Raw genomic sequence first — 22639 nt, forward strand, 5'->3', positions numbered from 1 at the left:
TAAGTTTAAATCTATAGTTAAATCATCAGAATTTTCATAAATTTATTTTTCACCTCTAAAAATAGCACTTATGTTTTTATATAAATTGTATTGAACGTCAGCTATTTTATGGCTCATTATTATTTGCAATATTATTTCAAATAATATTGCAAATAATAATAAATAAAAAGAACAATAGTTGAAACTTTACTTTTCATTTACTTTTAAGCGTGCGGTTGCTAAGGTAGATGCTGAAGAATAATCATCTTCTAAAAATTTTAAATACCCTACAATGGCTATCATCCCAGCATTATCTGTTGTATATTCAAATTTAGGAATATAAGTAGTCCAACCTAATGTTGTTTCAAAAGATTTTAAAACTTTCCGTATTTCTGAATTTGCGCTAACTCCACCTGCAATTGCAATATGATTTATGCCAGTTTGTTTTACTGCCATCTTCATTTTATCAAATAAAATTTCTACAATCGTAAATTGAATAGATGCACAAATATCAATCAAATTTTCTTCAATAAAGTTTGGGTTTTCTTTTATTTTTTTTTGAATAAAATACAGAATAGCAGTTTTTAAACCACTGAAGCTAAAGTTTAAACCATCAACTTTTGGTTTTGTAAATTTAAAAGCCTTAGGATTCCCTAATTTGGCATATTTATCAACTAAAGGACCTCCAGGATATGGTAATCCAAGAATTTTAGCAGATTTATCGTAAGCTTCACCTACAGCATCATCTAATGTTTCACCAATTACTTCCATTGTAAAATAATTGGTAATTTTTACAATTTGTGTATGTCCTCCACTTATGGTTAAGCATAAAAAAGGGAATGGCGGTTTTTGTTGATTTTCTTCTTCAATAAAATGAGCTAAAACGTGACCCTGCATATGATTAACTGGAATTAATGGAATATCTAATGCTAAAGAAAGTGACTTTGCAAAAGAGGTTCCAACCAATAAAGAACCCATTAATCCAGGTCCGCGTGTAAAAGCTATGGCATTTAAGTCTTTTTTGTCGATATTTGCCTGTTGAATTGCTTGTTCAATAACAGGAACTATATTTTGTTGATGCGCACGCGATGCTAATTCTGGAACAACACCGCCATATTTGGCATGAATTTCTTGATTGGCAACAACATTTGACAGTATTTTGCCGTTGCAAATAACGGCAGCACTTGTATCATCACAAGACGATTCAATGCCGAGAATATAAATTGATTTATTTTTAATCATTTAATAAAATAGAATAACAATTAAAGGCACGAAAATTGCCATAAAAATGCAAATTTAACTCATATCAAACGAATTAAAAAAATAGTTGTTAGAATTTTAGTGATACTATTGCTTTTATCAGCAGTGGTAAGCATTATTTTGTCTTTACCAATAGTACAAACTAAGTTGGGTAAAGCGGCAACTAATTATTTAAATACGGAGTTTGACGTTAATATTAATGTTAAAAGAGTTGATTTATCTTTTTTAGGAAACATTCAGCTAAAGGATGTTTTAATTATAAACCACCACGCCGATACTTTAATTTACGCTCAAAATTTAACCACTTCAATTTTTAGTTATCGTAATATGATGAACAGTAAATTAGAATTTGGGCAGATAGCATTGACTAATTTTATTGTAAACATAAATACCTATCAAGGTGAAACAGATGATGCTTTAACAATTTTTATCGATAAGTTTGATGATGGAACTATTACTGATAAACCTTCAGGATTTTTATTAACAGCAACCGGTTTGAAATTAAAAGATGGGTATGTTGAAGTACTAGATTTTAATTTTCCTAAAAATAAGCCTTTATTTTTTAAAAATATAAATGGTGGTGCTAAAGACTTTATAATTGAAGGACCAAATGTTTCAACAAAAATAAAAGGGCTAAGTTTTATTGAAAATCATTCAATTGAAGTAAAAAGTTTAACAAGTGATTTTACCTATACAAAATCATTTATGAATTTTTTAAACACTCAATTAGAGACTGAGGATTCCTCAATTTTAACAGATATAAGATTTACTTATGTAAGAGAAGATTTTTCGGATTTTAATAATTTAGTAGATATAGAAGCTGATGTAAAAGAAGCTGATGTATCTCTTATAGATTTAAATAAGTTTTACAGTGAATTGGGTACAGATGATAAAATACATTTTACAACCAAAATTACTGGAAAATTAAACAATTTTGTAACTCATAATCTTAAATTAACAAGCGATGAGAATGCAATTATTGATGGAACTTTAAATTTTAAAAACTCTATAAATCAAGAGAATGGATTTTCATTAGAGGGTAATTTAACAAATTTAACATCCGATTATAACCATTTAAAAAAATTGCTTCCAAATAGTTTAGGAAAAACATTACCATCATCTTTTGAAAAATTTGGAAGATTTACAATAAACGGGAATGTTTATATAACTGAAAATTTAATAAATGCTCAATTAACTTTAAACACAGCTATAGGAAAGACCATTTCAGATTTAGAATTAACAAATATTGATAACATTGACGCAGCATCTTATATAGGACATATAAAAATTATTGATTTTGATTTAGGTAAATTCACAAACAATCCTTTAGTTGGGAAATTTTCTATTGAAGGCGATGTTGATGGAGAAGGATTTACATTAGAAAAAATGAATACTTCAGTAAAAGGACTTATTTCTAAATATGAATATAATAAATATAATTATACGGGTATAAAAATTAACGGTGTTGTAAAAAGCAAACACTTTAATGGTGAAATGGAAGTGAACGATGATAATTTAAAATTGAATTTTAATGGTTTGGCAGATTTTTCAAGGGACATTTATACATTTAATTTTAAAACAGTTATAGATTATTGTGATTTAAATGCAATTAATGTTTTTAAAAGAGATAGCATTTCAAATGTAAAGGGTGAAATTGAAATTAAAGTAAAAGGAAATTCATTTGATGATTTAGTTGGTACTATTGATTTTAAAAACTCTTTATATATAAATCAAAAAGGAAATTATTTTTTTAAAGATTTTAACGTTACATCCTCATTCGCAGATAGTGTTAGAACTATAACAGTAAATTCTTCGGAAATAATTGATGGAAATGTAAAAGGGATTTTTAAATTTAATGAGTTAGGTAAATTAGCACAAAACTCAATTGGTAGTATTTACTCAAATTATAAACCTCATAAAGTCTCATCTGGTCAATATTTAGATTTTAGATTTAAAATTCATAATAAAATTGTTGAGATTTTTTATCCAGATGTTACGTTATCAGCAAATTCATCAATTAGAGGTGCTATAAATTCTGATGATAATTTGTTTAAGTTAACTATTAAATCACCAAAAGTTGAAGCGTATAAAAACATAATAGATGATTTAAATTTGCAAATAGACAATCAAAACCCTTTATTTAACACTCAACTTTCTATAAATAAAATAAGTACCAGTAATTATAATATTTCAGATATACAGTTGGTTAATATTACTTTAAATGATACTTTATATTTTAGAACAGAATTTAAAGGGGGAATAGAAAAAACGGAAGATTATAAATTATCTTTTTACCATACATTTAATAAGGAAAACAAATCGGTTTTTGGAGTTCAAAAATCAAATGTTATATTTAAAAATAATGAGTGGATAATTAATCCAGCCAATAATTTTGAAAATAAAGTGGTTTTAGATAGTAAAACAAAAACATATACAATTAGCCCGTTTTTGATGACTTCAGGCAAAGAAAAATTAGAATTTTATGGCGTTATTAATGATACTATTTCAAAAGATATTCATTTTAATTTTAATGAAGTAAAGCTCTCAAGTATTACTCCTGAAATTGATAGTTTAAAATTAAAAGGTATTATAAATGGTACTTTTAACTATAATCAAATAGAAAAGAAATTAAAGCCAACCGCAAATCTTTTAATTTCAAATTTTAATATTAACAATTCATATCAAGGTAATTTAAAAATAGCAGTAGAGGGCAAAAACTCATTACAAAATTATGCACTTAATATTTCATTAGAAAGAGATAATAACACAAATTTTTATGCTGTTGGAGAAATAGATTTTACACCTAAAAAGCCAATAATAGATGTAAATATAGATTTTGAAGAGTTTAAATTAGATGCATTTAGCCCATTGGGTGAAGATGTATTTACAAATATTAGAGGTTTTGTGTATGGGAATGCACATTTAACAGGATTGCTAAGTAACCCAACAATGGAAGGGGATTTATATTTAGATCAAGCTGGGATGTATTTTCCATATATAAATGTAGACTACGATTTTACAGGAACAAGTATAATAAGTTTAAAAGATCAAACATTTATATTTGAAGATGTAGCAATTAAAGATACAGCATATGGTACAAAAGGTAAATTAACAGGAACTTTAAGCCATTCTTATTTTGACAACTGGCGACTTGGTTTAAATTTAAACACACCTAATTTATTAGTCTTAAATACTGTTGAAGAAGAAAATTCAGTTTATTTTGGCTCGGTGTTTATTGAAGGTAATGCAACCATTAGAGGTTTAACAGATAGGTTGGTAATTGATGTTGTTGGGAAAACAAAAAAAGGAACTCATTTTGTAATTCCAATAAGCGATGTAAAAACTGTTGAAACTTCAGAATTAATTCGTTTCATAAATAAAGATGAATTAGAAAAAAATGAAGAAAAGAGAAAAGCTTTTATTTCTGAAAAGTTAAAAGGATTGTCATTAAATTTTAATTTAGAAGTTACAAAAGAGGCTGTTGTTGAAATGGTTTTAGATAAGGCTACAGGAAGTTATTTACAAGGAAGCGGAACAGGAAACTTACAATTAGAATTAGATACCAAAGATAAATTTGATATGTATGGTGATTTTGTTGTAGACAACGGTATTTACAATTTCAAATATGGTGGTTTTATTAATAAACCTTTTACGGTAAAAAAAGGAGGAAGTATTTCTTGGAGCGGAGATCCATTTACAGCCCAAATTAATATTGAAGCGGTGCATAGGGTTTCAGCAAACCCACAATCATTATTAGAAAATATTACGGCAAACAGAAAAATTCCAATCGATTTAATTACCCGTTTTTCAGGTGAATTATTTAATTCTAACCGTGAATTTGATATTGAAATTCCAAATTCTAGCTCAACAGTTGCTTCAGAGTTGGCCTTTAAATTAAACAGTAATGATGCAAATAATAAAACAATACAATTCTTATTTTTGCTGGCTTCAGGTAGTTTTTATAATGAAACAGATTTAAGTGTAAACAGTAATGCAGCATTGTACGGAACAGGTTTTGACATGCTTTCAAATGCGTTTGATAATATTTTCAATCAAGGAAGTAACCGTTTTAAATTAAAACCTGTTTATACTGTAGGTGAAAGACATAAAGTAGATAATTTAAATATAGACGATCAGTTGGCTATTGCACTTGATTTTCAGTTGAATGATCGAATTATAATTAATGGTAAAGTTGGTGTTCCAATTGGATCTAAGCAACAATCAAACGTTATTGGAGAGGTAAATATAGAATTTTTAATGAATGAAGAAGGAACGTTAAGATCATCAGTTTTTAATCGTCAAAATGAAATTCAATATACAGAAGAAGAAGAAGGGTATACGCAAGGAATTGGTTTAAGCTACCAAATAGATTTTGATAATGGTAAAGAATTACTTGAGAAAATAGGATTGAAAAAGAAACAATTGGAAGACTCAACCAATGTAGTTAACCCAATTGATTCACTTAAAATAAATAATAAATTAATAGAATTTAAAAATAAAAAAACAACTAAAAATGAATAACCCAACTTTAGTAGTATTAGCAGCTGGTGTAGGTAGCCGTTACGGAGGATTAAAACAATTAGATACATTCAGCCCACAAGGAGATACGATTTTAGATTTTTCAATTTATGATGCCATACAAGCAGGCTTTGGAAAAGTAGTATTTATTATAAGAAAAAGTATTGAAGATGATTTTAAAGCTTTTTTTAATAAAAAATTAGAGGGTAAAATTGAGGTTGAGTATGTTTTTCAAGAAATTGAGAATATTCCTGAAAAATTTAAAGATAATAACAGACAAAAACCTTGGGGAACTGGTCATGCATTGTTAATGGTAAAAGATGCTGTAAATGAAAATTTCGCAGTTATAAATGCTGATGATTTTTATGGAAAAGAAGCTTTTGAAGTGATGGCTGAATCATTAAAAACGATTGATAAAAATTCAAATAAATTTAATATGATGGGATATGTGTTAAAAAATACAGTCTCAGATTATGGTTTTGTTTCAAGAGGTGAATGTCAGGTAAATGAAAGTGGAAACTTAACAGGAATTACAGAACGTACTCATATTGAAAAAGTTGATGGAGGATTAAAGTTTAAAGATGAAAATGGAGATTTAATTCCAATTTCTGAAGAAACAATTGTTTCTATGAATTTCTTCGGATTTACACCAAAATATTTTGAACTTTCAACATATTTATTTCAAAATTTCCTAGAAGAAAATTATAAAGACCCAAAAGCAGAATTTTTTATTCCATTAGCTGTAAATCATTTAATTGTAAACAATATTGCAACTATGGAAGTTTTAAAATCAAATGCGCGTTGGTTTGGTGTTACTTATAAACAAGACAAAGAATATGTAACTTCTGAAATTCAAAAACTAAAGGAAGCAAAAGTGTATCCAGAAAATTTATGGTAATTTATTAAATATTCTAAAATTAAAATCTAATTTTGCGGTTCAATTTATGGGAAAAATAATAAAAAAAATTGGAGTAATGACTTCAGGTGGTGATGCACCAGGAATGAATGCAGCTATTAGAGCTGTTGTGCGAACATGCGCCTATTACAATGTAGAATGTGTTGGCATTTATAGAGGTTATCAAGGTTTAATAGAAGGAGATTTTATAACACTTTCATCTAGACATGTGAGTAATATCATAAACAGAGGTGGAACTATTTTAAAATCAGCAAGGTCAAAAGAATTTAGAACTTCAGAGGGAAGAGCCAAAGCATATCAACAACTAAAAAATGCGGAAATTGATGCAATGGTTTTAATAGGAGGTGATGGTACGTTTACTGGAGGAATGGTTTTTAATAGTGAATATGATTTTCCTTGTATTGGACTTCCAGGAACTATAGATAATGATATTTTTGGCACCAATTTTACAATTGGTTATGATACAGCATTAAATACCGTTGTTGAGGTAATTGATAAAATTAGAGACACAGCAAGTTCTCATAACAGATTGTTTTTTGTTGAAGTAATGGGAAGAGATGCAGGTTTCATTGCCTTAAATGCAGGTGTTGGTGCTGGAGCAGAAGAAATTTTAATACCAGAAGAAGATCTAGGTCTTGAGCGTTTATTAGAATCTTTAAAAAGAAGTAAGCGATCTGGGAAATCATCTAGTATTGTGGTGGTTACTGAAGGTGAAAAAATTGGAAAAAGCGTATTTGAATTAGCTAATTATGTTGAAGAGAACTTACCACAATATGAAGTTAGAGTGTCTGTTTTAGGCCATATGCAACGTGGAGGATCTCCAAGTTGTTTTGATCGTGTATTGGCTACCAGATTAGGTGTAAAAGCTGTTGAATTATTATTGGATGGAAAAACAAATGTAATGGTAGGTTTAATAAATAATAATATTGAAATTACTGAATTAGAAAATGCTGTAAAAGGGCATCACGAAATTAATAAGGAGTTATTACGCGTGAGTGATATTATGTCTATTTAGCAAATTTTATTAAAGCTTTTCTAATTAAAAATTCATGATTAAAATAGGTATAAACGGTTTTGGACGAATTGGACGCATTGCTTTTAGATCGGCAATTAATAGGGAGAACATTGAGATTGTTGGTATAAATGATATACTTGACATAGAGCATTTAGCTTATTTATTAAAATATGATTCTGTCCATGGGAAATTTAAAGGTACTGTTGAAGTAAAAAAAGGATCACTTATTGTTAATGGAAAATCGATTCGCATTACTTCAGAAAAAAAACCAGAAAATATAAAATGGGATGCTATAAATGTTGATTATGTAATTGAATCAACAGGGTTTTTTACTAACAAAGACCAAGCAGCATTACATTTAAAAGGTGGCGCTAAAAAAGTGGTTATTTCAGCTCCTTCAAAAGATGCTCCAATGTTTGTAATGGGAGTTAATAACAAGTTGCTTTCAAAAGACGAATTAATATTTTCAAATGCTTCTTGTACTACCAATTGTATAGCCCCAATAGTAAAAGTTTTAAATGAAAACTTTGGAATTATTGAAGGGTTTGTTACCACAGTACATTCAGCAACATCAAGTCAGAAAACTGTTGATGGGCCAGAAAAGCAATGGCGTAGAGGTAGAGCTGCTTTAAATAATATGATTCCAACTACTACAAGTGCAGGCGAAGCTATTACCAAAATTATGCCTGAATTAAAAGGTAAAATATTAGCAATGGCAGTTAGGGTTCCAATTGTTGATGTTTCATTAGTTGATTTATCAGTTCGTTTAGAAAAGTCAACATCTTATGCTAAAATTAAAGAAGTTATGAAAAAAGCTTCTGAAAATGAATTAAAAGGAATATTAGGATATACTGAAGATGAAGTAGTTTCACAAGATTTTGTATCAGAAACACGAACTTCTGTTTTTGATGCAGGAGCAGGTTTAGAACTGAATGAAAATTTTTATAAAATTATTTCTTGGTATGATAATGAGTATGGATATGCTACAAAATTAATTGATTTGATAATATATTCAGAATCACTAAAATAAAAATAAAATATGGAGATTGCAATTATTGCACACGATGGTAAAAAAGCAGAAATGATTCAGTTTTTAATGGATTTTAAAGCCTTAATTATTTCTAAAAATATAAATCTGGTTGCAACTGGTACAACTGGTAAAAATGCTGAAAAGGCTGGGTTTAAAGTGACTAAATTTTTATCAGGACCTTATGGTGGTGATGCTCAAATTGCAGCACGTGTTGCTGAAGGTAAAACCGATATGGTTTTCTTTTTTAGAGATCCATTAGGAATGCATCCGCACGAGCCAGATATTGCTATGTTAATGCGTTTATGTGATGTGCATGATGTGCCTTTAGCAACAAATCCTGCTACAGCAGAACTTTTGGTGAGAGCTATTTAAGGTTTTTATTTTATTGCAATCATTGAAATTTCAACATTTACAAATAAAGGTAAATTTCCAACTTCTACAGTTTCACGAGCCGGGGCAGTTTCTGGATTAAAATAACTACCATAAACCGTATTTATTTTTGCAAAGTCATTCATATTTTTAACAAATATGGTTGATTTTACAACATTTTCAAAAGTCATTCCAGCTTCAGTTAATACGGCTTTCATGTTTTCTAATACCTGAGTTGTTTCAGTTTCTATTGATCCAGTAACTAACTTACCTGTTGCAGGATCTAATGCAATTTGGCCTGAAGTATATAATGTGTTTCCTGATAAAACAGCTTGGTTATAAGGCCCAACTGGGGCAGGAGCATTGTTTGTTTTAATTATTTTTTTCATACTATAAATATTTTTAGAATAATCTTCTGTCTGGAACTTTTCTCTTATCATACTTTAAATCACTTAGCATGGATGATTTTACCCCAAGAAAAAAGTAATACGTTTGTCTAGTACCGAAAGGCACCCAATTAAAATTCAATTTCCAACTATCTAAATCCCGTGAAAAGCGTAATTGAGTATAGCTAAATCCTTGATTTTTAATATCATAACCTGAGGATGCCCCAACTTTCCATTTTGGAGTTAATTCAATATCTCCAGAAAGCATTAAAGAATTAGAAGAAATTTCATTTTGCCGGTTTGAATTGGTATAATTTAATGAATAAGCTAATTTTAGAGTCCAAGGAAATGTGGCGTTGTATAGTTTTGTTGTCTTTGTGGATTTTTTATCAGATTTATTTTCAGAATCTAAATCATTACTATTATTTAAATTTTCACCAAAAATTCCATCCGAATTATTTGCGTCAGCATTTTGTTGTTTGGAATCCTTCTTTCCATCCGATTTGCTGCTTGCCAAATCATAATTCATTGTTAATCCAGCATTGGTTAATCTGAATAAACTACCACCATTGTTAATATTAAAGGTGTTAATCCTTCTTCCAGTTTGACTAAGCGCATATGGATCTAGCGTAGCATTTAAATTTAATTTTAATTTCTTATTAAATAGGTCGGTTCCTGCAGTCATTCTAACCGGACTCCATTTTAAAGAGTCAGCAGCCATATTGTAGCTTGTTGAGAAATTAAGATTATTAATTAGTGTAACTTTTTCAGGTTCAACTTTTGTTGAATCTTTAGACATTACTTTTGCTTCAAAGGTATTATTTAAAGTAAAACTTAAACTATTTGAAAGTCCTTTACTTGGCCCTCCATAAATTCCATTGCTAAAAGGAGAATACTCAAGTATATCATTTTCATCTTCACTTTGTTGTACTTCTTCATAATATGAACTAAAATCTGGGCGATAGCCATAAGAAATACTGGGCCTCATTACATGTCTTATTGCTTGTAATCTTCCTTTTTTAAAGTTAAGCATACCATAAATAGTTGTAGATAAAGATAAACCTGCCGAATATTCTCTAAAAGCACTAAATTTATTTATAGTATCAGAAACAACTATATTTTCTGTGGCATTGTATGTTTTATTAATTTTATCAAAATACCATACTTCTTTATAATTTGCATTTGGAGAAAGTGTAAAATATTTTAGCATTTTCATATTTGTGCTAAAAGTAGCATTGTGCTGTAAGCCAGATTTTGCAGTTTCAAACATTTCTTTTTTGAAGAAAAATTCATCTGTAGTATTAAATTTATTATCTCCTTTTAAAGAGTATGTAACTCCTGTTTTTTGTAATGCATTTGTTTTTGCGCCAGACTTTGAAGTAAATGGATATATTCTATCCATATTTATTTGCAAAGAAGGTAAAGACATTGTAATAATTTTAGTATTGGTATTTTGTGAATGTGTTGCTGAAAGTGATAAATTAAATGGCGTTCCCACAAATTTTTTGTAAAAAGAAACCGAAGAACTTAACGTGTTATTTAAAAATGAATTGGTATTAAATTCATTTAAGGATTCTCTATAATAGGTACTACTACCTAAATTTACAGAAGCTGAAAATCTTGAATTTGGACTTGCTTTAGCATCTTGACTATGACTCCATCTTATATTGTAACTAGTTGTTTTAGAAAAATCATCAAAACCTCGAATGCTATTTTTTAAATTTTCGTATCTAAAACTAAAATTTCCATTAAATTTGTATCTGATAGAGTAACTAGATTCTGTTCTTAAACCCCAACTTCCATTGGTGTAAACATCACCTAAAACGGCTAAATCAACATAATCATTTATAGCAAAATAGTAACCTCCATTTTGTAAGAAATAACCTTGTTGGGCAGTATCACCCCAAGTTGGCATAATAAATCCCGAAACATTTCCTTTTGTTAAAGGTATATAAGCAAATGGTAAAAATAATGGTGTAGGAACATCTTGTATCACTAAATTACTTAATCCTATCACTAATTTTTTATTTGGAACAATTTTGGCTTTCTTAGTAGATATATAATAATCTGGATTTTTCTTGTCGGAAGTTGTAAACCTAATATTGCTAACATAAATTGTTGAGTCGTTTTCTTTTTTTGTGACTTCACCCAATATAATAACACCACTTTGTTCAGTCTTTAATCCCCAAATTTTGGCTTTTTCTGTTTTAAAATTAAATAAAATTGAATCCTGTGCAGTTTCCTCATTACCTTGTTTAAATACAGGAAGTTGAGAGTAAACACCTAAACTATCTTTAATTCCTTTAGCCCAAACTAAATTGATATTGTTATCAATTTCAATATAACCAGCATTTAAATCAATATCTTTATAATGTATGTGAGCTTTATCAAATAATATAATTTTATTGTTTTTTACATCTTGTCTAATCAAGCTATCTGCTGAATGGTCAATAATACTTTCAAGAAGTTCTTTAGGTTTAATTATAGTGTCTACATCTTTTATATTTGAAGAATCTTTTATCTTTATATTTAATGAATCTTTTAAGTTTGGTTTTATAGTATCTCTAAATTTAGTGGATTCAGTTTTTAAAGAGAGTTGTTTAATTTCTTGGGAATATAAAGTTGAGTTGATAAAGCTAATAGCTAATATCAATATGAAAGAAAAATATATATTTTTATGAAATGTTCTAATAATGAAATTTTTTAAAAAAAACCTTTTAAATTGTGCTGATAGCATAACTTTTTTTACATTAGCTTTTAATTAATCAAGCACGTATTTTATTGTTGTAAATGTATGGCTTAATATTTGAACCACACAAATAACAAATGCCAAAAATAATTAAAATAATTGATGAACTCACTACTCTTTTTCAAATTTAAAGTTACAACGAAATTAAGTTTCATTTTCGTATTTCTAATTACATTTCTTTCTAATAGTGATGCTGTTTTTGCCCAAAACAAAGATTTTATTGTGGTATTAGACGCAGGTCATGGAGGTAAAGATCCAGGTAAAGTTGGTTATAAAAATAGTAAAGAAAAAGAAATTGCACTTGAAATTGTTTTGCAAGTAGGTATGTTATTAGAAAAGCAGCCTAATGTTAAAGTTGTTTATACCCGAAAAACTGATGTTTTTGTAGATTTATGGGAGCGGGGAAGAATTGCCAATAAAGCAGATGCAGATTTGTTTGTTTCCATACATTGTAATGCACACAATTCTGATGCGTCTGGCTCTGAAACATGGGTATTAGGAACGCACGCTAATAGTAAAAATTTTGAAGTTGCAAAAGCTGAGAATTCGGTAATTTTACTAGAAGATAATTATAAAACTAATTATAAAGGTTTTGATCCTAATTCACCAGAGTCTGTTATTGGTTTAACATTAATGCAAGAAGAGTATTTAGATCAAAGTATTCAGTTAGCAAGTATCATTCAAAATGGCTTTACAAACGACCTGAAACGCAAAGATAGAGGTGTGAAACAAGCTGGATTTGTGGTTTTACACCAAACATATATGCCTAGTGTATTAATTGAAACAGGTTTCCTTACAAATAAAGTTGAAGGTCCTTTTTTAAATTCTAAAGTTGGTCAGCAAAAATTTTCGAATTCAATTTATAGCGATATTTTAAAATATATTAAACAACTTACTTTAAATACAGTTGTAAGTAATAAAGTTAAAGAAAGTAAGCCAAAAGAATCTAGTATAACATTAACGGAGAAAAAAAAGGTTATTGAAAGTGAACCAAAAATAAGCACCTTCGAAAAAGATATAAATAGTGATGAGAATGTTCAATTTAAAGTTCAAATTGCTGCAGGTTCTAGAAAATTAGAAACCCACTCTTATAATTTTAATGGGCTAGAAAATGTTGAACGAGCTAAAGATAAAAATATATATAGATATTATATTGGTGAAACATCTAGCTATACAAAGATAAAAGAATTCCAAAAATCAGCAAAATCAAAAGGATATAGTACCGCTTTTATTGTTGCGTTTAAAAATGGGAATAAAATATCTATAGATGATGTTTTAAAAAAATCATAGCATTTTTGCTTAAATAATTAGTAATATTGCTCTCAAAAATAGTATTATTTTGAAAATTACAAGAGAAGTAAAAACGGGGATTGTTGCTGTATCAGTTATTGCCTTATTTATATGGGGTTTTAATTTTTTGAAAGGGTTTAATTTATTTGATGCTCCTTCAAAAACCTATCTATCAGAGTATAATAATGTTCAGGGGTTGAATACATCAAGTGTTGTTACAATTAATGGTGTTGATGTAGGAAAAGTAATCAGTATTAATTTTAATAACGCTCCAGAAAAAAGAGGTCAGTTAATTGTTGAGTTTAGTGTTGAAACAGATTTTGAATTCTCAAAAAATAGTATCGCAAAAATATACAGTACAAGTTTAATGGGTGGAAAGTCTTTAGCCATTGTGCCTTCTTATGAAGGAGAAATGGCAAAACCAGGAGATTTTTTACAAGGAGAGATAGAATCAGATATATTTTCTTCAGTAACTGAAAAATTAAATCCCTTACAAGCAAAAGTTGAAAACGTAATTGTGAGTGCAGATTCATTAATGACTGGTTTAACGGATGTTTTAAATACTAAAAGTAGAAATAATTTAAAGTCTAGCATTCAACAATTAAATGAAACAATGTTAAATTTTAAAAATATTTCTGAATCAGTAGATAAATTGGTTAAAGACAATGAAATTAAATTAGGGAATACTTTGGAAAACGCTGAATTAATGACCAGTAACCTAGCTAAACTTTCAGATACATTGGTAAAAGCTAATTTAGGATTAACCATTAAAAATTTGGAAGCTACTGTTAATAATTTAAATAAAATTTTGGCGGGTGTTGAAGCCGGTGAGGGTACTTTGGGGAAATTATTGAACGATGAAGAAATGTATCATAATTTAACAAATTCTTCAAAAGAATTAGAAGAATTATTACGTGAAATGAAGTTAAACCCTAAACGTTTTGTCCATTTTTCAGTTTTTGGAAAAAAAGATAAAGGGTATAAACCAGAAGAAGAATTAAAGGAGTAGCCTTAGTTTAAGTAAAAATAATTAGAGTCATCATTAAATAATTTGTATGGATTATATTGACAATGTAGCATTTGCAATTCTATTAGTTATAGGAATTGGTTTTTTTGTAAAAAATATTAAAAAACTATCCAGAAATATAAAGCTAGGAAAAGATATTGATAGAACTGATAATTCTAAGGCACGTTGGAGAAATATGGCGATGATAGCTTTAGGGCAATCAAAAATGGTAAAAAGACCGATAGCAGGAGTTTTACATATTATAGTGTATGTTGGTTTTATTATTGTAAACATTGAAGTTATTGAAATTATAATAGATGGTCTTTTTGGTACTCATAGAGTTTTATCTTTTCTAGGAGGTTTTTATAACTTTTTAATTGGTTCTTTTGAAGTAATTGCATTTATGGTTCTTATATCTGTAATCATTTTTTGGATTCGAAGAATGATTCTAAGAATTCCTCGTTTTTGGAATAAAGAAATGAAAGGATTTCCAAAAAATGATGCTCTTAACATTCTGTATTTTGAAATGGTTTTAATGTCATTATTTTTAATAATGAATGCAACAGATGTTCATTTTCAAGATATGAATTCTGGAAATCTTATAAGCCAATTTTTAGTTCCAATCTTCGATTTTAGTAATGAAACTTTACATATTATTGAACGAACTGTTTGGTGGATTCATATTACTGGTATTTTGATATTTTTAAATTATTTATACTTTTCTAAACATCTTCATATATTATTGGCTTTCCCAAACACATTCTATGCTAATTTAAATGTTAAAGGAAAATTAAACAATTTAGAAGCGGTAACAAATGAAGTGAAATTAATGATGGATCCTAACATAGATCCGTTTGCGGCTGCACCAGAAGGTGCTGAGAGCCAAGTTTCTGAGAAATTTGGAGCAAGTGATGTTACAGATTTAAACTGGGTGCAATTAATGAATGCATACACATGTACAGAGTGCGGACGATGTACTTCATCTTGTCCAGCAAACCAAACAGGAAAAGAATTATCACCACGGGCAATTATGATGAAAACTCGTGATAGATTGGAAGAAGTTGGAGCAAATATTGATAAAAATGGCAAGTTTGTAGATGATGGGAAACAATTATTAAATGATTATATATCACCTGAAGAATTGTGGGCATGTACAAGTTGCAATGCTTGTGTTGAAGAATGTCCTGTAAACATTGATCCATTATCCATTATTATTGATATGCGAAGATATTTAGTGATGGAGCAATCAGCTGCACCACAAGAGTTAAATATGATGATGACAAACATTGAAAACAATGGAGCTCCTTGGCAATACAATCAAATGGACAGATTAAATTGGAAAAACGAATAATACTATAATTACTACAAATTAAAAAGATCAAAAAATGAATAAAGAAGATGTAGAAAAACTATTGCATGAAAAGGTTGAAGCAGGATTGCACATTAGCCCTATTTTACCTGAGGGAATAAAGAATTATTTAATTGATATAGACGGAACTGTTTGTGACGATATCCCAAATGAAGAACCTGAACGCATGTTAACAGCGAAAGTATATCCTGATGCTCTTATCACTTTAAATAAATGGTTTGATGAAGGACATCTTATTTGTTTTTTTACTTCAAGAACTGAAGAACACAGAGCATATACTGAAATATGGTTAAAAAAACATGGATTTAAATACCATAGTTTATTAATGGGTAAACCTAGAGGTGGAAATTATCACTGGATTGATAATCATTTAGTGAAAGCAACTCGGTATAGAGGTAAATTTACCGATTTAATAGAAAAAGATGTAACTATTGAAGTTTTTGACGACGGTCAACACGAATAATATAACTAAAATATTTTTAGAATGAACGTACCAACAATGGCAGAAATGATGGCACAAGGAAAACAACCAGAAGTATTATTTTGGGTAGGTTGTGCAGGAAGCTTTGATGACAGGGCTAAAAAAATCACAAAGGCATTTGTGAAAATCTTAAATAAAGCAAATGTTGACTTTGCTGTTTTGGGTACTGAAGAAAGTTGTTCTGGTGACCCTGCTAAAAGAGCTGGTAACGAGTTTTTGTTTCAAATGCAGGCAATGGCAAATATTGATATATTAAATGGGTATGAAGTAAAAAAAATTGTTACAGCTTGTCCTCATTGCTTCAATACCCTAAAAAATGAATACCCAGAATTAGGAGGTATCTATGAAGTGTTACATCATACTGAATTGTTAAAAACACTGGTAGATGAAGGTAAAATTACTATTGAAGGTGGAGAATTTAATGGTAAAAAAATTACATTTCATGACCCTTGCTATTTAGGGCGGTCTAATAATATTTACGAAGCTCCAAGAGAGTTAATTAAACAATTAGATGCTGAATTGGTTGAAATGAAACATTGTAAATCAAATGGTTTATGTTGTGGTGCTGGTGGTGCTCAAATGTTTAAAGACGCTGAAAAAGGAACGAAAGAAATTAATGTAGAACGTACAGAACAAGCTATTGAAGTGAAGCCTGATATTATTGCTACAGGTTGTCCGTTTTGTAATACAATGATGACAGATGGTGTGAAAATAACTAACAAAGAAGATGACATTGAAGTATTAGATATTGCAGAACTTATTGCGAAAGCTAATAATTTATAATATTGAATTACATTCATTATTTTTAGATTCATTTTATTAAAATTTATGATTAAAAATTATATTGAAGCTGCACGTTTAAGAACTTTACCACTTTCTGTTTCAGGAATTATTGTTGGAAGTTTTATTGCAGCTTCTCAAGGTTTTTTTAATTGGTTAGTTTGTGCATTAGCTTTATTAACTACCATAGGTTTTCAAATTATATCAAACTTTGCGAATGATTATGGAGATGGAGTTAAAGGAACTGATAATAATGAAAGAGTTGGTCCAACAAGAGCAATTCAAAGTGGTGCTATCACTCCAAAACAAATGCTGAATGCAATTAAAATTTCAATTGGTTTAACATTAATTCTAGCATTACTGCTTATATATATATCTTTTGGTAAAGATGATTTCAAAAATTTATTTATCTTTTTTATATTAGGAATTGTGAGTATAGCAGCAGCTATTAAATATACAATGGGTAAAAAAGCTTATGGTTATAGTGGTTTTGGAGATTTATTTGTGTTTATGTTTTTTGGACTTTTAAGTGTTTGTGGAAGTTATTATTTATATACAAAACAATTAAATTATTCTATTTTTCTACCTGCCTTTTCAGTGGGGTTTTTAAGTATAGGTGTTTTGAACTTGAATAATATGCGTGATATGGAATCAGATATTAAGTCTGGGAAAAGAACTTTAGTAGTTAAAATAGGGAGTGAATTTGCTAAATATTATCACTATTATTTACTAATTTCTTCATTTTTATTTGCGTTATTATATAATGTCATTCATTTTAAATCACCTATTCAATTTTTGTTTTTATTTGCTTATTTACCAGTATTTAAAAATTTTATTGTTGTTTATAAAAGCAAAACACCAAAATTATTAGATCCAGAATTAAAAAAATTAGCGTTAAGTACTTTTTTGTTTTCTGTATTATTTGGAATTGGATTACTTTTGGCTAAATAATTTTAACAAATGTCATTTTTAATTTAAAATTAAAGGATATCTTTGTCTTTTATCAATCTTAATTTGTGAAAAATCAATTTTTAGGCATATTTTTTTACCTGCTTTATTTATTGGCAATGGTTCGTCCATTAATGCCAATTATGGAGTATTATGCTAATTATGATTATATAGCTAATGTACTATGTGAAAATAGAGATAAACCCTATTTGGAATGTAATGGAAAGTGCTATTTAGAAAAGCAATTAAAAAAAACAAATCATTCAGATCACAACCACAAATCTACAATTCCTCAAATTGATTTTGATAAATACCCAGTTTCTCCATTAGATCAATACTCATATCAATTAAAAGATAATGAAGAATTAAACCTTGAGCAATTATTTGTTCATAAAAACACTACACAAACCTATTATAATTCCTTATTAAAACCACCTCAATTAAAATCTTAATATAGTATTACTTTTTTATATGGTATACAATACGAAATTAGTATTGTATAAAAATGTGTGTACACTTATTTAAGTAAATATTCGCGTAGATATATAAAACGTAATAATATTAAACTTATTTAATATAATAAGTTTATGTATTTGTAACAATATTTCAATTTGTTACTACAAATAATTTATAATAAAAATAGAATAAAATCAAATGAAAAAATATATACTACTAATTTGTTTAGTACTGCTAATTGCTACAGTTTCGTATGCTCAATCGGTAAAATTAAGCGGGAAAATTATTGATGGAAAGTCAAATGATCCCATCGAAAATGCCGCAATCAAAGTTTTAAAAAACAACCTTTTTTCAGTTTCTAATAACAAAGGAGAATTCTCTATAGAAGCTAATGAAGGTGATAAAATAGAAATTTCACACATAAGTTATAACACAATTATTGTTAAGGTTGAAAACCCACTAATTATAAAATTACAGTTATCACAAATTGAATTAAATGAAATAATTGTATCGGCAAATCCATTGCAAGATATTTCACAATCAATTGTAATTAATGATGCTTCAAAAAGAATAAGTCAACCACGTAGTGTTGGACATTTATTTAAAGACATTAAAGGTTTTGGAATTACAAAAAAGGGAGCTTATGCATCAGAACCAGTTTTTCGCTCATTTAAATATGAACAATTAAACATTCAATATGATGGCGGCATGAAAGTGTTAAATGCTTGTCCAAATAGAATGGACCCAATTACAACACACATGATTCCTGAAGAAATTGAGAAAATTGAAATTGTAAAAGGTCCATTTACTGTTCGTTTTGGACAAAATTTTGGAGGTATTATTAATTTAGTTTCAAAAAATCCAACAAAAGGCCAATTAGGATTTCATGGAAGTCTTGAAGGTGGATACGAAACAAATGGAGATAATTTTGTTACAGGAGCTTCAATGTTATATGTAAATAAAAAATTCGATATCCTTTTTAATGGTTCTTACAGAGATTTTGGAGATTATAAAGATGGAGATGGAACTGAAGTTCCTTCATCATTTAAAACTACAGATTATTCATTAAAAGTAGGATTAAATCCAACAGAAAATCAACGATTACAATTAAGTTGGAGACAATCTTTTGGGCGAGATATTAAACATGCAGGTTTACCAATGGATTCACCTTATGATGATAGTTTTTTAATAGGTTTTGATTATAAGTGGAAAGAAATATCAGAAAAAGTTGAAAGTTTTTCAGCAAAAGTTTTTCATTCCTATGTAGATCATTTAATGACTAATGAAGGAAGACCAAATTTTATGATGACAGATTCAAGTTCTCCTGTAGAAGTTTGGACTTATGGTGGTAAGGCAGAATTGGTACTAAGACCTTCAGATAATTCGAAAATTTTTGCAGGAGTTGATGCCAATTTAATTAGTAGAGAAGGAGATAGAACCAGAATTGTAAAAGTGATGAATGGAATGACTTTGCCAAATCCAATGACATTTACAGATAAAATTTGGCAAGATGCTACTTTAAATGATATAGGTATTTTTGCTGAAGGAAAATTTAAAGTAGCTGATTATACTACATTAACAACGGGTGTTAGATCAGATTTTATTTCAACAGCTATTAATGATCCTGCTGAAGATTTTGAAGCTTTATATGGCGGCGAAATAACCGATAAAACTGAAGTGAATGTAAGTGCAAATGTATCAGCTAAATACCAAAAGGAAGGATTTCAAACACAATTAGCAATAGGAAGAGGAGTTAGAACTGCTTCAATGATTGAGCGTTATATAAATCATTTTAATGTTGGTGTAGATCCATATGAGTATGTAGGGAATCCAAATTTAAAACCGGAAGTAAATACTCAGATTGAACTATCTTTCATCAAAAATTTTGAGACAATTGAAATTGGAGCAACTGTTTTTTATTCTTTCTTAACAGATTATATTTTACCTGTTGTAAACGAAGATATTCCAAGAAAATTTATGCCAACTACGCCTCCTGTTGTTGCTAAACAATTTATAAATATTGATAAAGCTTTTCAAACAGGTGTAGAATTTTCATTTAATTACAAAGCAACAAATAAATTAACATTTACTTCAGATCTTTCTTATACACAGGCTGAAAATAAGGATTTTAATGAACCATTAGCTCATATTCCTCCATTTATGGCAAATTTAGGAGCAAAATATGAAGAAGATAATTTTTGGATTGCTTTAAGTTCACGTTTGGTAGCCAATCAAAGTAGAATTGCAGCTTCCTATATGGAACAAGATACTCCAGGTTTTGGAACCTTAGATTTACGTGTTGGATTTGAGCCATATAAAGGACTTTCAATTGGTGCAGCGTTGTTAAATATATTTGATAAAACGTACTATGAGCATTTAAATTTTTCATATAGTAATTCTAATATCCTTTCTGGAAAAATTTATGAACCAGGAAGAAATTTTACAACCTATATTAAGTATAAATTTTAGTTTTAGATTCAATTTTATATTTGTTTGTTAACCACGAAAATTAATTTTTCGTGGTTTTTTTTTGAATTAATTTTAGTAAATTGCAGTAAACCAACTAAAACAATAACAAATATGAAAATAACTTATTTAGGGCACGCATGCATAAGTATTGAAACAAAAGACAAAACATTACTAATAGATCCTTTTATTTCTGGTAATGAATTAGCAAAAGGAATAGATATAAATACACTACAAGCAGATTATATTTTAGTAACGCATGCACATGAGGATCATATTTTAGATGTTGAAGCAATAGCAAAACGTACTGGAGCAAAAGTAATTTCTAATTATGAAATTGTTACTTATTTTGAAACCAAAGGAATTGAAGGTCATCCAATGAATATTGGAGGGAAATGGACTTTTGATTTTGGAACCGTGCATTTTACAAATGCCATTCATTCTAGTTCGTTTCCTGACGGAAGTTATGGTGGGCAACCTGGAGGTTTTGTAATAGAAACAAGCCACCATAGAATATACATTGCTGGTGATACAGCTTTAACTTACGATATGAAATTGATTCCTGATTTTATTGGAGAACTTGATTTGGCAATTTTACCCGTTGGTGATAATTTTACGATGGGAATAGATGAAGCAATAAAAGCAAGTAAATTTTTAAGTTGTAGCAAAGTGTTAGGTTATCATTTTGATACTTTTGGCTATATAAAAATTAATCATAAAGAAGCTTTTGAAAAATTTGCAAAGGCTAAAAAAGAATTATATTTATTGCCTGTTGGAGATAATATGAAGTTGTAATTATATTGTTTTAACTTTAAAAGAATGGTTGAAAGAAAATTAAGAATTTTCTTTCAACCATTCTTTTCTTAAATCATTTGATAGCAAACCAGTCCCATCATGTTTCCATCCAGGAGGTTTCATAAAGTATCTTAATTTATTTATGAATGAAGTTTTAGCTATAATAGCATCTTTAAAAACGGCAATCCATTCGTGGAAAGCAATTTTTAAAGGGTTAAACGTATTTATGTTCGTTGTTAATCCATAAACAACTTTTTCTTCAACTAATTCTGGTTGAAAAGTGCCAAATAACCGATCCCAAATTATAAGAATACCCGCATGATTTCTGTCTAAATATAATGGATTTGAACCATGATGAACTCTATGATGTGAGGGTGTGTTAAAAATAACTTCAAACCATTTAGGCATTTTATGTATCAATTCAGTATGAATCCAATATTGGTATAGTAAACTTATGCTCATTTGTGTAAAAATCATTATTGGGTGAAACCCTAAAAGAGGTAAAATAAGATAAAAAACAAAACTAAAAAATCCGCCGGTCCAAGTTTGTCTAAGAGCTGTACTTAAATTATATTTTTGAGATGAGTGATGAACGATATGTGAAGCCCAAAAAAATCGACTTTCGTGACTAACTCTATGAAACCAATAATAAAAAAAATCCTGACCAACAAAAACTAATAACCAAGCCCACCAAACAAAAGGAATAGTTGTAACTCTAAAATTATCATATATGAATGTAATAACAAATACCACCAATATTTTGCTTGTCAAATCAATTAAAACACTGCCAATACCCATTAATAAAGAAGCAATAGTGTCTTTTAAA

Annotated in this window: 18 protein-coding genes; 14 read left to right on the forward strand and 4 right to left on the reverse strand. The window is 28.8% G+C overall.

Going from position 1 to position 22639, the window contains the following annotated elements:
• Window positions 1–186 precede the first annotated feature (186 nt).
• A complete protein-coding gene (gene tsaD, locus ABY863_RS08005; protein WP_372793740.1) occupies window positions 187–1221 on the reverse strand; it encodes a tRNA (adenosine(37)-N6)-threonylcarbamoyltransferase complex transferase subunit TsaD in 1035 nt (344 codons plus the stop codon).
• Between the two features lie 108 nt (window positions 1222–1329).
• On the opposite strand from tsaD, the gene ABY863_RS08010 reads away from it, so the two are divergent.
• The 5 genes from ABY863_RS08010 to ABY863_RS08030 are packed head-to-tail and all read left to right on the forward strand — an operon-like array spanning window position 1330 to window position 9090.
• Window positions 1330–5760 carry a translocation/assembly module TamB domain-containing protein gene (locus ABY863_RS08010; protein WP_372793741.1) on the forward strand — a complete coding sequence of 1477 codons (4431 nt, stop codon included), beginning with the start codon at window positions 1330–1332 and terminating at the stop codon, window positions 5758–5760.
• Window positions 5753–6655, forward strand: coding sequence for an NDP-sugar synthase (locus tag ABY863_RS08015; protein ID WP_372793742.1), 903 nt, complete (start codon window positions 5753–5755; stop codon window positions 6653–6655). Before ABY863_RS08010 ends, ABY863_RS08015 begins: the two co-directional genes overlap by 8 nt.
• Before the next feature lie 46 nt (window positions 6656–6701).
• The gene (gene pfkA, locus ABY863_RS08020) at window positions 6702–7688 is read left to right on the forward strand and encodes a 6-phosphofructokinase (RefSeq protein WP_372793743.1); all 987 of its coding nucleotides are present in this window, start codon (window positions 6702–6704) and stop codon (window positions 7686–7688) included.
• 34 nt (window positions 7689–7722) lie between these two features.
• A complete protein-coding gene (gene gap / locus ABY863_RS08025; protein ID WP_372793744.1) occupies window positions 7723–8718 on the forward strand; it encodes a type I glyceraldehyde-3-phosphate dehydrogenase in 996 nt (331 codons plus the stop codon).
• A 9-nt stretch (window positions 8719–8727) separates the two neighbouring features.
• Window positions 8728–9090 (forward strand): methylglyoxal synthase, encoded by a 363-nt coding sequence (locus tag ABY863_RS08030; RefSeq protein WP_372793745.1) that lies wholly within the window; start codon window positions 8728–8730, stop codon window positions 9088–9090.
• A gap of 5 nt (window positions 9091–9095) precedes the next feature.
• Here ABY863_RS08030 and ABY863_RS08035 read toward each other — a convergent pair whose 3' ends face one another.
• Both ABY863_RS08035 and ABY863_RS08040 read right to left on the reverse strand, forming a co-directional pair.
• Complete coding sequence (locus ABY863_RS08035; protein ID WP_372793746.1) at window positions 9096–9476, reverse strand: RidA family protein; 381 nt, start codon at window positions 9474–9476, stop codon at window positions 9096–9098.
• A 13-nt stretch (window positions 9477–9489) separates the two neighbouring features.
• The gene (locus ABY863_RS08040) at window positions 9490–12126 is read right to left on the reverse strand and encodes a putative LPS assembly protein LptD (RefSeq protein WP_372793747.1); all 2637 of its coding nucleotides are present in this window, start codon (window positions 12124–12126) and stop codon (window positions 9490–9492) included.
• Window positions 12127–12324: 198 nt separating this feature from the next.
• Between ABY863_RS08040 and ABY863_RS08045 the strand changes: the two genes are divergently transcribed.
• From ABY863_RS08045 to ABY863_RS08085, 9 genes are all read left to right on the forward strand, one after another.
• Window positions 12325–13512 (forward strand): N-acetylmuramoyl-L-alanine amidase, encoded by a 1188-nt coding sequence (locus tag ABY863_RS08045; protein WP_372793748.1) that lies wholly within the window; start codon window positions 12325–12327, stop codon window positions 13510–13512.
• Between the two features lie 49 nt (window positions 13513–13561).
• Window positions 13562–14521, forward strand: coding sequence for an MlaD family protein (locus ABY863_RS08050; RefSeq protein WP_372793749.1), 960 nt, complete (start codon window positions 13562–13564; stop codon window positions 14519–14521).
• Between the two features lie 46 nt (window positions 14522–14567).
• Complete coding sequence (locus ABY863_RS08055; protein ID WP_372793750.1) at window positions 14568–15869, forward strand: 4Fe-4S dicluster domain-containing protein; 1302 nt, start codon at window positions 14568–14570, stop codon at window positions 15867–15869.
• Window positions 15870–15903: 34 nt separating this feature from the next.
• Window positions 15904–16350 carry a phosphoheptose isomerase gene (locus ABY863_RS08060; protein WP_372793751.1) on the forward strand — a complete coding sequence of 149 codons (447 nt, stop codon included), beginning with the start codon at window positions 15904–15906 and terminating at the stop codon, window positions 16348–16350.
• 21 nt (window positions 16351–16371) lie between these two features.
• Window positions 16372–17151, forward strand: coding sequence for a (Fe-S)-binding protein (locus tag ABY863_RS08065; RefSeq protein WP_372793752.1), 780 nt, complete (start codon window positions 16372–16374; stop codon window positions 17149–17151).
• A 45-nt stretch (window positions 17152–17196) separates the two neighbouring features.
• Entirely contained in the window at window positions 17197–18099 is a 903-nt protein-coding gene (locus tag ABY863_RS08070; RefSeq protein WP_372793753.1) for a 1,4-dihydroxy-2-naphthoate polyprenyltransferase, read from the forward strand.
• Between the two features lie 65 nt (window positions 18100–18164).
• Window positions 18165–18548, forward strand: a complete 384-nt coding sequence (locus ABY863_RS08075; RefSeq protein WP_372793754.1) for a hypothetical protein — start codon at window positions 18165–18167, stop codon at window positions 18546–18548.
• Window positions 18549–18750: 202 nt separating this feature from the next.
• Window positions 18751–21021 (forward strand): TonB-dependent receptor domain-containing protein, encoded by a 2271-nt coding sequence (locus ABY863_RS08080; protein ID WP_372793755.1) that lies wholly within the window; start codon window positions 18751–18753, stop codon window positions 21019–21021.
• 111 nt (window positions 21022–21132) lie between these two features.
• Window positions 21133–21813, forward strand: coding sequence for a metal-dependent hydrolase (locus ABY863_RS08085; protein WP_372793756.1), 681 nt, complete (start codon window positions 21133–21135; stop codon window positions 21811–21813).
• A 39-nt stretch (window positions 21814–21852) separates the two neighbouring features.
• Here ABY863_RS08085 and ABY863_RS08090 read toward each other — a convergent pair.
• Window positions 21853–22639, reverse strand: a 787-nt coding sequence (locus ABY863_RS08090) for a sterol desaturase family protein (RefSeq protein ID WP_372793757.1), incomplete at its 5' end; no start/stop codon positions are given.

It is taken from the genome of Lutibacter sp. (assembly GCF_041562875.1).
Lineage (GTDB): Bacteria > Bacteroidota > Bacteroidia > Flavobacteriales > Flavobacteriaceae > Lutibacter.